Here is a 12,504-nt window from a genome sequence, read left to right on the forward strand (position 1 = left end):
CGCATGTCTGGCGCCGGAGGCGGTCAGCTGGATTCCCGGTGGACCGCGCTGGTGCGGAGCAGGTCGTGGTGGACCGGTGGCCCGCCCGGGTGCTGGACCATGCGGTCGATCGTCTCCGCGAGCGGCTGCGGCATCGCCAGGTCCATCCGGACGGTGCTCAGCCGGGGGCGCAGCAGCCTGCCGATGAGGGAGTCGTCCGCGCCGATCACCGCCGTGTCGGCGGGCACGGCCACACCGGCGTCCTGGAGGGCCCGCATCATCAGCATGGCGTACTCGTCGTTGTAGGCGAACACCGCGTCCAGTCCCAGATCCGGCCAGCGGGCGGCCAACTGCTGCGCGGACTCCTCCTCGTACCGCAACGGCAGCGGGCAGACGCGGGCCGTCGCCCCTTCCGCGGCCCGCCGCGCGCCGGCGAGGCGGGATGCGGAGAAGGACTCCCGGCTCGGTTCCTGGGGCATGACCACGCCGATGTGGCGGCGGCCGCGGGCCAGGAGGTGTTCCACGGCGCTTTCCCCGACCCGGCGTTGGTCCATGACCAGGCCGTGCGCCCCTGGCACCGGATCGGGCCCCAGGGTGATCACCGCCTTGGCCCCGGAGCGGGTCAGGATGCCCGTGCCGTGCGGGGTGAGGGTGATGCCCGGCGGGACGACGACGGCGACGGGCCGCAGTTCCGCCCAGGCCGTGGCGGCCTCGTCGGCGGTGAGACCGACGCTGCCGTACTGGACGACGGTGTAGTCCAGTCGGCGCAACCCCGACTGGAGTTCCTCGAAGAAGTACTGGTGCAGCGGCCCCCCGGGTATCTGGCCCGAGGGGAGCAGGACCATGCGGCTGTGTCCGGCGCGCAGACTGCGGGCGGCCGCGTGCGGCACGTATCCGAGTTGGAGGGCGGCCTCCCTGACCCGGCGTCGGGTGGGATCGCTGATCCGGACGGTGGCGTTGTTGTTCAGCACGTACGACACGGTGGCCCGGGACACCCCGGCGAGGCGGGCCACGTCGGCGCTGGTCGGGGCGGAGACTTCGGCGGGCTGCTTGGGTAACTGGCTCATGGCGTCGGGCAGTCTTCCAGACCGGCCGCGCCGGGTTTCGGCCCGGGGCCCGCAGGTCCGGTCACCGTGGCCGGAACACCGCCCCGCGCTTCGGCTCCGCCGCCCGCCTCCCGGGTTCCGGGGGCAGGGGTTCTACGGTGTGATGATGATGTTCCACGACAGCGCCTACCGTTCCGACAACCCCTGTGACGTGCCCGGCAGCAGCGGGCCGACCGCCACGGTGCAGGCCGATCCCGCCGAGGTGGCTTCCGTGCGCACCTCCTACGCCCCCGATCGCGACGGCGATCCCGATCCCGGCGAGATCGTCTGGACCTGGGTGCCCTTCGAGGAGAACGACGGGCGTGGGAAGGACCGGCCGGTGCTCGTCGTGGCCCGCGAGGAGGCGGGCACGCTCCTGGCCGTCCAGCTCTCCAGCAAGCGGCACGACGAGGACCACGAGTGGGTCGCTCTGGGCGCGGGCCCGTGGGACAGCTCGGGGCGCCCGTCCTGGGTCGATCTGGACCGGGTGCTGCGGGTCCACGAGGACGGGATGCGACGCGAGGCGTGCGCGCTGGACCCGGAGCGGTTCGACCGGGTCGTCGGGCGGCTGCGCGAGCGGTACGGCTGGAGCTGAGCGCCCCGGGTGAGGGGCCGGGCGGGCTCCGGGTCAGGCGAAGGTCCGGGTGAAGGCGGCCCGGACGGCGGAGTCGGGGGTCCGGTCCAGGATCCCGAAGACGATCTGCTCGAAGTGGCCGCCGAACCGGCCGCCCGCGCCGACCAGGGCCCGGAACGCCTCGGCCACCTCGTGCGGGTCGTTCTGGAAGACACCGCAGCCCCAGGCCCCCAGGACGAGCCTTCGGTAGCCCCGTACGGCCGCGACCTCCAGGACCCGTTCGGCGCGGGAGGCCAGGGCGGCCGGGACGCGGTGGGCGTCCTCGGGGGTCTGCCGTCGGATCACACCGGCGTTCGGCGCGGGCGAGGTGAGGAATCCCGCCAGGTACGGGGCGTCCAGGAAGTGGCCGCGGTCGTCGCGGAAGACCGGCACGGCGGGCGAGTGGATCACCCGGTCGGTGTAGAAGGCGCTGCGCTCCGCGCGGTGGTGCGCGTAGGACTCGGGAGCGCGCAGGAGGGTCGTGTGGAGCGCGGACCCCCGGCACAGGGCCTCCTCCTGGGCCTGGGCGCCGTTGAGATAGCCGCCACCGGGATTGCGGGCCGAGGCGTAGTTCAGGACGGCGACCCGGCCGGAGGCCTCGCCGGTCATCCGGCGGGCGGCGGCGAGACTGCTCTCGGCGGTGACCTCGATGTGGGGGACGCGGTCGGTGTCCAGGGCGGCGACGGGCACCGGATCGGGGCCGTAGAGCCTGGTGCCGGAGCGTGCGGCGGCTACCGCTCGTTCGATCGAAACGTCCAGACCTGCTGCGTTGCGATATCGCCCGGCCTCGACGACCGCTTCCGTCTCGCGCGCGATACCGCGCAGCCGCGCGCTCACCCGCGCTCCCCCCTGTGGTGCATACGGGGCATGCTGGCGGGGAACCCGGCCTGGGCGCAATCTGTTTTCCCCGGACCGGGGCACTCTTGTGCGATCTCCGGGTACGGGTTTGGCTGGTAGGCAGGCAGCTGAGAGGGAGGCCCTCATGGCCTTGGACATTCCCGGCGCGACCGGTTCGCGCCCGGACGCCGCCCCGCTCGACGAGAGCGGGGCAGAGGAATTACTGCGCGGCATATGTTTCAAGACGGGTCCGCCCCGGACCGTCGGCGTGGAACTCGAATGGCTCATCCACGACCGGGAACGTCCGGACGTCCCGGTGGGCCAGGAGAGGCTGGACAGCGCCGTCGAGGCGGTCCGCGCGCTGCCGCTCGACGCGGCGCTGACCTTCGAGCCGGGCGGGCAGCTGGAACTGAGTTCACAGCCGGCCGGTTCGCTGATGGAGTGCGTCACGAGGACCGCGGCCGATATGGCGGCGGTCCGTGCCGCGCTCGGCTCGGCGGGGCTCGCACCGGTGGGGCTCGGCGTGGATCCGTGGCAGACCGCGCACCGCAGGCTGCGCGAGCCGCGTTACGCGGCGATGGAGACCGCCCTGGACCGGTCGGGGCCGTCCGGTCGGGCGATGATGTGCACCTCCGCGTCGGTCCAGGTCTGTCTGGACGCGGGCGAGGAGGAGCCGGGGCCGCTCGGTTACGGGCGGCGCTGGCAGCTCGCGCACCTGCTCGGCGCGGTGCTGGTGGCGGCGTTCGCGAATTCGCCGTTCCAGCGGGGCCGCCGGACCGGCTGGCGCTCCACCCGGCAGGCGCTGTGGGCCGACCTCGATCCGGGCCGGAGCCTCGCCCCGGGCACGGGGCGCGCGCCCCGTGACGCCTGGGCCGCCCATGTCCTGGACACGAGCGTGCTGTGCATCCGGTGCGAGGACGGCCCCTGGGACGTCCCCGAGGGACTCACCTTCCGCGAGTGGATCCGCACCGGGGCGCCCCGGCCGCCGGTGCGGGACGATCTCGACTACCACCTCACCACGCTGTTCCCGCCGATCCGGCCGCGCGGCCATCTCGAACTGCGCATGATCGACGCGCAGAGCGGACCCGACGGGTGGCTGGTGCCGCTCGCCGTGGCCACGGCCCTGTTCGACGACCCGGAGGCCGCCGAGACCGTGTACCGCGCCGTGAAGCCACTGGCCGAGACGGCGGGCGCGTCGGCCGCCCCGCGCAATCCGCTCTGGACCGCCGCCGCCCGCGAGGGTCTGGCCGATCCGGAGCTGCGGGCCGCGGCCGTCACCTGCTTCGGGGCCGCGCTCCCGGCCCTGGAGCGGATGGGGGCGAGCGAGGCGGTGCGCGACACGGTGGCCGCCTTCATCGACCGCTATGTGGCCCGGGGCCGGTGTCCGGCCGACGATCTGCCGGAACCGGGCGACCTCACCGATCTCGGCCTGCTGACCGGGCGGGGCTTGATGCTGACCGATCCGGGTTCGCCGCCGGGCACCGGCACCGGTCCGCCGGCCGGGCCGTCCGCGCAGCCGAACGAGGGCCTGTCAGCCGACGGGCCGACGATCCCGCCGCACTCCGGAAAGGCGGCCTCCGCATGACCGAGCACCGTGAGAAGGAAGAGCACAGCGCGGAGTTCGCGCCCCGCGAGCTGTCCGACGCGTTCGATCCCACCCGGGTGTCCGGCCAGGCCGCAGCCGGATTCCCCTTCGCCTCCGGGATCGATCCGGAGGTCCTGCGGCGGCGCGCCCTGGACGCGCTGCTCTCCGCGCGCACCCGCACCGCACTGCTCACCGACAGTGTGGACGACGGCGAACTGACGGCCCAGCACTCCCCCTTGATGTCGCCGCTGGTCTGGGACCTGGCGCACATCGGCAACCAGGAGGAGCAGTGGCTGCTGCGCGCCGTCGGTGGCCGGGAGGCACTGCGCCCGGAGATCGACGGTCTGTACAACGCCTTCGAGCACTCGCGCGCCTCACGCCCCTCTCTGCCTCTCCTGGCCCCCGCCGAGGCCCGCACGTACGCGTCCGACGTGCGGGGGCGGGCGCTGGAGCTGCTGGAGGGCACGCCTCTGCACGAGGGCGGGGGGCCGCTGGAGCGGTCCGGGTTCGCCTTCGGGATGATCGCCCAGCACGAACAGCAGCACGACGAGACCATGCTGATCACCCATCAGCTGCGCGCCGGCCCGGCGGCGCTCACCGCACCGGCCCCTCCGGCCCCGCCAGAGCCCGTCGGCGCCGAGGTGATGCCGAGCGAAGTCCTCGTCCCCGGCGGACCGTTCACGATGGGCACCTCCGCCGAGCCGTGGGCCCTGGACAACGAGCGCCCCGCACACCGGCGGGACCTCGCGGCGTTCCACCTGGACTCCTCCCCGGTGACCTGCGGCGCGTATCTCCGGTTCGTCGAGGACGACGGGTACGGGGACGAGCGCTGGTGGGCGCCCGAAGGCTGGGCCATGGTGCGTGAGCACGGCTTGTCCGCGCCACTGTTCTGGCGGCGGGAGGCGGGACAGTGGCTGCGCCGCCGGTTCGGGGTGACCGAGCCGGTGCCGTACGACGAACCGGTGCTGCACGTCAGCTGGTACGAGGCGGACGCGTACGCCCGCTGGGCGGGGCGGCGGCTTCCCACGGAGGCCGAGTGGGAGAAGGCCGCCCGGCACGACCCCGCGTCCGGCCGATCACGGCGCTATCCCTGGGGAGACGGGGATCCGACGCCGGAGCGGGCCAATCTGGGCCAGCGCCATCTGCGTCCGGCGCGGGCAGGGGCGTATCCGCTGGGCCGTTCCCCTTCCGGGGCGGGGCAGTTGATCGGCGATGTGTGGGAGTGGACCGCCAGCGACTTCCTGCCCTATCCGGGGTTCGTGGCGTTTCCCTACCGCGAGTATTCGGAAGTGTTCTTCGGTCCGGGACACAAGGTGCTGCGCGGCGGGTCGTTCGCCGTCGACCAGGTCGCCTGCCGGGGCACCTTCCGCAACTGGGACCTTCCGGTGCGGCGGCAGATCTTCGCCGGTTTCCGAACGGCGAGGGATGCCTGATGTGCCGTCATATCGCGTATGTGGGAGAGCCGGTCGCGCTGGGAGAGCTGCTCGTGCGGCCCGCGCACTCCTTGGTACGGCAGTCCTGGGAGCCGCGCCGCCAGCGCCACGGCACGGTCAACGCGGACGGTTTCGGCGTCGGCTGGTACGCGGACGGCGATCCGGTACCCGGACGGTACCGCCGCCAGGGTCCCGTATGGGGCGACGAGACCTTCACCGATCTGGCCCGGGTGGTTCGCAGCGGCGCGCTGCTCGCCGCCGTACGGGATGCCACCGAGGCGGGTGCGGACGGGGAGGCCGCAGCCGCGCCGTACGCCGCCGGGCGGCTGCTGTTCAGCCACAACGGGGCGGTGAAGGGCTGGCCCGCGTCGCTCGCCGGCCCGGCTGCCGGCCTGCCCGCCGAGAAGCTCCTGTCGCTGGCCGCCCGGAACGACTCGGCGCTCGTGTGGGCGCTGATCCGGCATCGGACCGAGGCCGGGGACGAGGTGCCGCGTGCCGTCGCGGAGACGGTCCGCGAGGTCGCTGCCGCCGCTCCCGGCTCCCGGCTGAATCTGCTGCTCACCGACGGCGCCACCATCACGGCGACCGCCTGGGGCGACACCCTCTGGTACCGCACGGAGCCGGGCCGCCGCACCGCGGTCGCCTCGGAGCCGTACGACGACGACCCGCTGTGGCGCGAGGTCCCCGACCGCACCCTGCTGGTCGCGACCGCCTCGGACGTCCTGCTCACCCCGCTCAAGGAGCCCTCCGCGTGAGTCCTTATTCGCTGACCCGCACCCTGCCGGTGGACGCGACGGACGCGGCGCTGCGCGCCGACGTCCTCAGCGGCCTGACCCGGCATCCCAAGACGCTGCCGCCGAAGTGGTTCTACGACGCCCGCGGCAGCGAGCTGTTCGAGGAGATCACCCGGCTGCCGGAGTACTACCCGACGCGCGCGGAGCGGGAGATCCTGCAGACACGCGCCGAGGAGATCGCCGCCGCTTCGGGGGCCCGGACCGTGATCGAGCTGGGCTCGGGGTCGTCCGAGAAGACCCGCCATCTCCTGGACGTCCTGCCCGAGCTCCACGCCTACGTCCCGGTGGACGTGAGCGAGAGCGCGCTGCGGGGGGCGGCCGAATCGCTGCTCGCCGAGCACCCCGGCCTGTCCGTCCACGCGCTGATCGCGGACTTCACCACCGGCCTGGTCCTGCCGGGGACGCCGGGCCCCCGGCTGGTGGTGTTCCTGGGCGGGACGATCGGCAATCTGCTGCCGGAGGAGCGCGCCACGTTCCTGCGGTCGGTGCGCGCGCTGCTCTCGCCCGGTGACGCGCTGCTGCTGGGCACGGACCTGGTGAAGGAGGAGGAGACGCTGGTGGCCGCGTACGACGACGCGGCCGGGGTGACGGCGGCCTTCAACAAGAACGTCCTGAGCGTCGTCAACCGCGAGTTGGGGGCCGACTTCCCGCTCGACGGCTTCGATCATCGCGCGGTGTGGAATCCGGAGGACCGGTGGATCGAGATGCGGCTGCGGGCCCGGCGGGCGCTGAGCGTGAAGATCCGGGAGCTGGATCTCGTGGTGCCGTTCGAGGCCGGTGAGGAGCTGCGTACGGAGGTGTCGGCGAAGTTCCGGCAGGAGGACGTCCGCGAGGAGCTGGCCGCCGCCGGGATGCGGCTGGCTCAGTGGTGGACGGACGCGGCGGGGCGGTTCGCCCTGTCACTCGCCACGGCGGTCTGACCGGACGGGCTGGTCTCCTCGGGGCCGAGGACGGCCGCTCGTGCCCTGCGGGCCAGGGCGCGGCGGCCGTCCCCGCCGTCCGTGGGGATCGGCGCGAGCACGTCGACGTGGGCGGTGAGCCCGGCCGCCCGCACCACCCGCCACAGGGAGGCGGTGAGGGGGTCGGAGCCGACGAACGCGGCCGCGCCCGCGCCCGGACCCGGACAGTGCCCCGCGACGCCGTGCGCGGCGGAGTGGTGCGCCGCGGTGCCGTGCGCTCCCGAGCGGTAGGTGATGCGGACCGGCCGGACCGGCGCGCCGGCGTCGATCGCCGCCTGGAACACCGCGGGCCGGAACGCACCGCCGCCGCCCCGTCCGCACCATGTGCTGCCCTCGGGGAACACCACGACCCGCGAGCCGGAGCGCAGGGCCGTCGCGATGGCGCGTACGGCGACGGGGAGCGCGCGCAGCCGGTCGCGGTCGATGAACAGGGTGCCGCCGAGCGCGGCCAGCGGCCCCACCAGCGGCCAGTGCCGGATCTCGCGCTTGGCGACCATCCGGCCGGGCCGTACGGACGCGACCAGCGGTATGTCGAGCCAGGAGATGTGGTTGGCGACGAGCAGTTCACCGCCCTCCGGGAGCAGGTCCGGAGCATGGCGGCGGACCGTGACGCGGAGGCCGAAGGCCCGCGGCACCGCGCGCGCCCAGCGCCGGGTCAGGTGGTGCCGCGGGCCGGCCCCGAGCAGCCCGGCCAGTGGGGCGCAGGCCACCCCCAGCAGCACCAGGGCGCAGCCGGACAGCAGAAGGAGCGCGGCGGGCAGCGGAGCGCGTACGGCTCCGGTGTGCCGGGCGCAGCCGTCCGGGGTGCACGGGGCGACGGGCAGCCAGCCGGTCATCGCAGCGGGGCCAGGGAGAGGAAGTGGCGCAGGTAGCGCGGGTCGGTCCGGCGCAGCGAGAGCAGGACGTACAGGTCGGCGACGTTGAAGTCGGGGTCGTACGCCGGGGCTCCGCAGATCTGCGCCCCGAGGCGGAGGTAGCCGCGCAGCAGGGGCGGGAGGTCGGCCCGGGAGCCGGCTTCCGGGCCGTACGCGGAGGAGTCCCAGAGGCGGTGCGGGGTGACCCAGTACTCCTGGGGCGCGAGGTGTCCCGCGCGCACGGTGTTCCAGCTGCGGGCGGCCGAGGCGCCGCCGTCGGCCAGCGGGAGGGAGCAGCAGCCCGCGATCCAGGTGTGACCGGTGCGCTCCATGTACCGGGCGAGTCCGGCCCAGACGAGGGCGATGACCGCACCGTCGCGGTGGGCGGGGTGGACGCAGGAACGGCCGACCTCGACGAGGTCGTCGCGGATCGGAGCGAGCCTGCTGAGGTCGAACTCGCTCTCCGCGTAGAGGCGTCCGGCTGACCGGGCCCGGTCCGGGGGCAGCAGCCGGTAGGTGGCGACGACGTCCCCGGTGGCGGTCTCCCGGACCAGGAGGTGGTCGCAGTGCGCGTCGAAGGCGTCGCTGTCCAGACCTGGTTCGGGCCCCTCCAGCCGGGCTCCGAGCTCCCCGGCGAACACCAGGTGGCGCAGCCGCTGCGCGGCGCGCACGTCTTCCTGACAGTCGGCCAGGGAGACCCGGTAGGCCGGTTCCGGGGCGGTGGCGGGTTCGACGGCGGGCGCCGGGGCCGGAACGGCGGCCCGAGGGGCGGCGGGTTCCGGTACGGAGGCGGGAGCGGCGCGGTGGGGGGCGACGGGCAGCACGGTCATGGCGGTCTCCGGGGACGGGAGCTGTCAGGGGCCGGGCCGTCGCGGGTGCGACGCACCGACCCCTTACTTCTTCCGTCACCGGCTGGACTCGACGTGACCGCCGTGGGGAGCGCGGATGTGCGACGGCTGAATCCCCGGGACGGAACGTCCGCCGAGCCGCCGTTCCGGGGGCCTTCGGGCCGTTGTCCGGGGGCTGCTCGGCCGCCGGACAACGGCCCGAAGGCCGGGGGCCGCAGGAGCCCTTGGCCCTTCGTCCCGCGGACCGGCCGCGTTGCTCAGCCGGAGCCGGTGAGCAGGGCGGTGATCCGCTCGGAGGCGGACCTGGCCTCACGGGCCGGGTCGCCGCCCTGGAGCACGGCCGTCATGTACGGCTTGATCGGGTTCTCCGCCTCGACCCTGGCCCACTGGGCCGAGTTGGGGGTCGCGCGACCGCGGGTGGCTCCCTCCGCCATCGCCGCGGTGCCCTCGTCGCCCTCGATGACATGGGCGAGGCTCGGCTTGTTGGGGACGTAGCTCATGCCCCGGGCCAGCTCCGTCTGCCACTTCTCGCTCGCCAGCGCCTTGACGACGGCGATGCCCGCGCTGAGCTCGTCGGCGTTCTTCGGGACGATGAGGTCGGAGCCGCCGGTGAATACCGAACCGGGCGCTTTCGCGGTCTTGCCGGGAATGGGGAAGTACCCGAGCTTTCCCTTGAGTTCGGGATTCTTCTGCTCGATGAGCGCGGCACTTCCGGGCACGGAGATGATCTGGGCGACGTCTCCCCCGGCGAATACGTCGGTCTGCGGGGGCTTCTCCTCGTCGGCGTCCTGGGGGCCGTCGCCGAGCGCCTGGAGTTTCTGGTAGAACTCCATGCCCGCCAGGGCCTCGGGGGTGTCCAGGGCGCCCTGCCAGTCGCCGCCGTTCTCGTCGGCGAGTTCGCCGCCCTCGTCCCAGATGAATCCGGCGAGCACGTACCAGTTCTGGCCGGCCAGGTAAATGCCCTGGTTTCCGGCGCTGTTGAGCTTCTCGGTGGCGGCGATCCACTCGGCGCGCGTCTTCGGGACGTCGTCGACGCCCGCGTCCTGGAAGATGTCCTTGTTGTAGATCACCACCCGGTTGGCCGCGTACCAGGGGATGCCGTACTGCACGCCGTTGATGCTGCCGGGTTCGGCCAGACCGGGCAGCCAGTCCTCGCTGCCCAGGTCACGCATCGACTCGAGGGTCAGATCCCGCAGCCCGCCGCTCTGCGCGTACTGGGCGACCTGCGTGTTCCCGACCTCGATCACGTCCGGGGCGTCGTCGCCCTCCAGGGCGGAGATGACCTTGGGGCCGATGCCGCTCCACTCCTGGATCTGGAAGTCCAGCTCGATCGAGGGGTTCTCCTCCTCGTACGAGCGGGTGAACTTGTCCAGGAAGCCGGGCGAGACGCTGTCCTTCATCAGCCAGACCGTCACTGTCCGGTCACCGCCGCCCGCGCCCGATATCAGGCCGCATCCGCTGAGTGCGACGGTCGAGACAAGCGCGACGGCTCCGGTCAGGATGCGGTTCTTCACGTGGTCACCTTCTGCGAAACGGCACAACGAAATCGGGACCCGGTGTGGGGGGATTGCGGGCGGCGCTCGCACGGGTGGTTGGCTGAATTTTGGTATGGACCAATGGGTAGGTCAAGGCGGACGCGCGCCCCGGCCCACCCCGCTCTCCCCCTCGCGGACCGCACGGGATTGGGGCACCGTGGTCACAGGAGAGGAGACAAACAATGGCGAATCACACCTATCGGGTCACCGAGATCGTAGGAACCTCCGACGAGGGCGTCGACGCGGCGATCCGGAACGGCGTCGCAAGAGCGGCGGAAACGTTGCACAATCTCGATTGGTTCGAGATTAATCAAGTTCGCGGCCATATCGAAGATGGCCGAATCGCGCACTATCAGGTCGGCCTGAAGGTGGGCTTTCGGCTCGACGAAAACGCCTGATCAGGTACGCCCCTCGCGCTCCTGGGCGTCCTTGAGCGCGTCCGACGGATCGGCCCAACGGGCTCGCACCACGGCAAATCCGGCCACCTCGGCCGCATCGCAGACCAGTTCGTCGTCGTCCACGAGCATGCGCACCTGCCCCGTCCTGCCCAGCTGCCGGAGGAGGTCCAGCTTCGTCCGGCGGGCGGGGCGCCGGTCGTCGTTGCGCCGCATGAACAGCGTCCCCTCGGGCAGCCCCTGGCGGCTCAGCCAGCGCACGGTGTCGCGACGGCACCGCTCGGGGCGTCCGGTCAGATAGACGATCCGGCACTCCTCGGCGCTCGCGTGCACCATCCGTACCCCCTCCGGGAGCGGCGGATCGTCCACGGCCGCGGCGAAGAAGGCGGCCCAGTCACGCCGGGCGCCCTCCAGGAAGTGCTGCCGGTGGGCGGTGCCCGCGAGTGTGTTGTCCAGGTCGAATACGGCCAGCGGCCGTGCGTCGTTCTCCACTCCCCCAGCTTAGGAAGCACCTGGGCCCGGGGAGCGCCCCGGGAATCCCCGCGGACCCAGAGCGTTGAACAGAGCGTGAGCTCTGTGATCGCGTCGACCCGCTTCTCCGTCCTGGACCGTTCCCGCACCCGTGAGGGGCACGCGACCGCCGGGGCGCTGCGCGACACCGTGGCTCTCGCCCGGGAGGCGGAGGCACTGGGCTTCCATCGCTTCTGGGTCTCCGAGCACCACGGCGTGCCGGGGGTCGCGGGGTCCGCGCCGACGGTGCTGGCCGCCGCCGTCGCCGCCGCGACCTCCACCATCCGGGTCGGCACCGGAGGCGTGATGCTGCCCAACCACCGGCCGCTGGTCGTCGCCGAGCAGTTCGGGGTGCTCGCCTCCCTCTTTCCCGGCCGGATCGACATGGGGCTCGGCCGCTCCGTGGGGTTCACCGACGGCGTGCGCCGGGCGCTCGGCCACGGCAAGGAGGACGCCGAGGACTTCCCCGGGCGTCTGGGTGAACTGCTCGGCTGGATCGACGGCACCCAGCAGACCCACCCCGGGGTGCACGCCCACCCGGCGGAGGGCCTGCCGATCCCCGCGTACGTGCTCGCGATCGGCGAGGGCGCGTCGGTCGCCGCGGCAGCCGGGCTCCCCCTCGTCATCGGCGACCTGCGCGGACGGGACAAGGTCCTGCGGGCCATCGACGTCTACCGCCGAGACTTCCGCCCCTCACCCCGCGCCGAGCGCCCCGAGGTGATCGTCGCGGGCACGGTGGCCGTCGCCGACACCGAGGAGGCGGCCCGCCGGCTGCTCGTACCGGAGGCGTGGGCCATGGCGTACTCCCGTACCCACGGAGACTTTCCGCCGCTCGCCCCCGCCGAGGAGATCACGCGCCGCACGATGACGGCGAAGGAGCGGGAGCTGTACGAACGCGGCCTCGACGGTCACATCCACGGCACCGGGGAGCAGGTCGCCGAGCAGTTGGAGCGGGCGATCGAGGAGACCGGGGCGGACGAGGTGCTCGTGACGACGAGTACGTACGACCGCGGGGCGCTGGTGGATTCACTGCGCGGCCTGGCCGGGATCGTCCGGCGGGCACGCTGAGCGGGCGCG

The 12,504-nt window shown here is 73.3% G+C and carries 13 protein-coding genes; 7 read left to right on the forward strand and 6 right to left on the reverse strand.

What is annotated here, in order from left to right; genetic code table 11:
* Window positions 1-23: 23 nt before the first annotated feature.
* Entirely contained in the window at window positions 24-1,046 is a 1,023-nt protein-coding gene (locus KME66_RS01990) for a LacI family DNA-binding transcriptional regulator (RefSeq protein ID WP_216318229.1), read from the reverse strand.
* A gap of 145 nt (window positions 1,047-1,191) precedes the next feature.
* Between KME66_RS01990 and KME66_RS01995 the strand changes: the two genes are divergently transcribed.
* Entirely contained in the window at window positions 1,192-1,659 is a 468-nt protein-coding gene (locus KME66_RS01995; RefSeq protein WP_216318232.1) for a type II toxin-antitoxin system PemK/MazF family toxin, read from the forward strand.
* 33 nt (window positions 1,660-1,692) lie between these two features.
* On the opposite strand, the gene KME66_RS02000 is transcribed toward KME66_RS01995, so the two are convergent.
* Window positions 1,693-2,514 carry a TIGR02452 family protein gene (locus KME66_RS02000; protein ID WP_216318235.1) on the reverse strand — a complete coding sequence of 274 codons (822 nt, stop codon included), beginning with the start codon at window positions 2,512-2,514 and terminating at the stop codon, window positions 1,693-1,695.
* A 145-nt stretch (window positions 2,515-2,659) separates the two neighbouring features.
* Between KME66_RS02000 and egtA the strand changes: the two genes are divergently transcribed.
* The 4 genes from egtA to egtD are packed head-to-tail and all read left to right on the forward strand — an operon-like array spanning window position 2,660 to window position 7,246.
* A complete protein-coding gene (egtA, locus tag KME66_RS02005) occupies window positions 2,660-4,099 on the forward strand; it encodes an ergothioneine biosynthesis glutamate--cysteine ligase EgtA (RefSeq protein ID WP_216318238.1) in 1,440 nt (479 codons plus the stop codon).
* Window positions 4,096-5,532, forward strand: coding sequence for an ergothioneine biosynthesis protein EgtB (egtB, locus tag KME66_RS02010; protein WP_216318241.1), 1,437 nt, complete (start codon window positions 4,096-4,098; stop codon window positions 5,530-5,532). Before egtA ends, egtB begins: the two co-directional genes overlap by 4 nt.
* Complete coding sequence (gene egtC / locus KME66_RS02015) at window positions 5,532-6,287, forward strand: ergothioneine biosynthesis protein EgtC (protein ID WP_216318244.1); 756 nt, start codon at window positions 5,532-5,534, stop codon at window positions 6,285-6,287. The genes egtB and egtC overlap by 1 nt, the downstream gene beginning before the upstream one ends.
* Window positions 6,284-7,246, forward strand: coding sequence for an L-histidine N(alpha)-methyltransferase (egtD, locus tag KME66_RS02020; RefSeq protein WP_073223707.1), 963 nt, complete (start codon window positions 6,284-6,286; stop codon window positions 7,244-7,246). Before egtC ends, egtD begins: the two co-directional genes overlap by 4 nt.
* On the opposite strand, the gene KME66_RS02025 is transcribed toward egtD, so the two are convergent.
* From KME66_RS02025 to KME66_RS02035, 3 genes are all read right to left on the reverse strand, one after another.
* Window positions 7,189-8,121 carry a 1-acyl-sn-glycerol-3-phosphate acyltransferase gene (locus KME66_RS02025; protein ID WP_216318247.1) on the reverse strand — a complete coding sequence of 311 codons (933 nt, stop codon included), beginning with the start codon at window positions 8,119-8,121 and terminating at the stop codon, window positions 7,189-7,191. The genes egtD and KME66_RS02025 overlap by 58 nt on opposite strands.
* Window positions 8,118-8,969 carry a GNAT family N-acetyltransferase gene (locus KME66_RS02030; protein WP_073223709.1) on the reverse strand — a complete coding sequence of 284 codons (852 nt, stop codon included), beginning with the start codon at window positions 8,967-8,969 and terminating at the stop codon, window positions 8,118-8,120. Before KME66_RS02030 ends, KME66_RS02025 begins: the two co-directional genes overlap by 4 nt.
* 275 nt (window positions 8,970-9,244) lie before the next feature.
* On the reverse strand, window positions 9,245-10,501 hold the full coding sequence (locus KME66_RS02035; RefSeq protein WP_216318250.1) for an extracellular solute-binding protein: 1,257 nt from the start codon (window positions 10,499-10,501) through the stop codon (window positions 9,245-9,247).
* 203 nt (window positions 10,502-10,704) lie between these two features.
* Between KME66_RS02035 and KME66_RS02040 the strand changes: the two genes are divergently transcribed.
* Complete coding sequence (locus KME66_RS02040; RefSeq protein ID WP_073223711.1) at window positions 10,705-10,920, forward strand: dodecin; 216 nt, start codon at window positions 10,705-10,707, stop codon at window positions 10,918-10,920.
* On the opposite strand, the gene KME66_RS02045 is transcribed toward KME66_RS02040, so the two are convergent.
* Window positions 10,921-11,409, reverse strand: coding sequence for a hypothetical protein (locus KME66_RS02045; protein ID WP_073223712.1), 489 nt, complete (start codon window positions 11,407-11,409; stop codon window positions 10,921-10,923). It abuts the gene before it with no gap.
* A gap of 75 nt (window positions 11,410-11,484) precedes the next feature.
* Between KME66_RS02045 and KME66_RS02050 the strand changes: the two genes are divergently transcribed.
* Window positions 11,485-12,495 carry an LLM class flavin-dependent oxidoreductase gene (locus KME66_RS02050; protein ID WP_216318251.1) on the forward strand — a complete coding sequence of 337 codons (1,011 nt, stop codon included), beginning with the start codon at window positions 11,485-11,487 and terminating at the stop codon, window positions 12,493-12,495.
* The last annotated feature ends 9 nt before the right edge of the window (window positions 12,496-12,504 follow it).

It is taken from the genome of Streptomyces sp. YPW6 (genome assembly GCF_018866325.1).
In the GTDB taxonomy this organism is placed as follows: Bacteria; Actinomycetota; Actinomycetes; order Streptomycetales; family Streptomycetaceae; genus Streptomyces.

What these genes read in the sequence shown, in the direction of transcription:
- KME66_RS01990 (WP_216318229.1), bottom strand. Translation starts at nt 1,046, where the DNA reads ATGAGCCAGTTACCCAAGCAGCCCGCCGAAGTCTCCGCCCCGACCAGC.
- KME66_RS01995 (WP_216318232.1), top strand. Translation starts at nt 1,192, where the DNA reads ATGATGTTCCACGACAGCGCCTACCGTTCCGACAACCCCTGTGACGTG.
- egtA (WP_216318238.1), top strand. Translation starts at nt 2,660, where the DNA reads ATGGCCTTGGACATTCCCGGCGCGACCGGTTCGCGCCCGGACGCCGCC.
- egtB (WP_216318241.1), top strand. Translation starts at nt 4,096, where the DNA reads ATGACCGAGCACCGTGAGAAGGAAGAGCACAGCGCGGAGTTCGCGCCC.
- egtC (WP_216318244.1), top strand. Translation starts at nt 5,532, where the DNA reads ATGTGCCGTCATATCGCGTATGTGGGAGAGCCGGTCGCGCTGGGAGAG.
- KME66_RS02025 (WP_216318247.1), bottom strand. Translation starts at nt 8,121, where the DNA reads ATGACCGGCTGGCTGCCCGTCGCCCCGTGCACCCCGGACGGCTGCGCC.
- KME66_RS02030 (WP_073223709.1), bottom strand. Translation starts at nt 8,969, where the DNA reads ATGACCGTGCTGCCCGTCGCCCCCCACCGCGCCGCTCCCGCCTCCGTA.
- KME66_RS02040 (WP_073223711.1), top strand. Translation starts at nt 10,705, where the DNA reads ATGGCGAATCACACCTATCGGGTCACCGAGATCGTAGGAACCTCCGAC.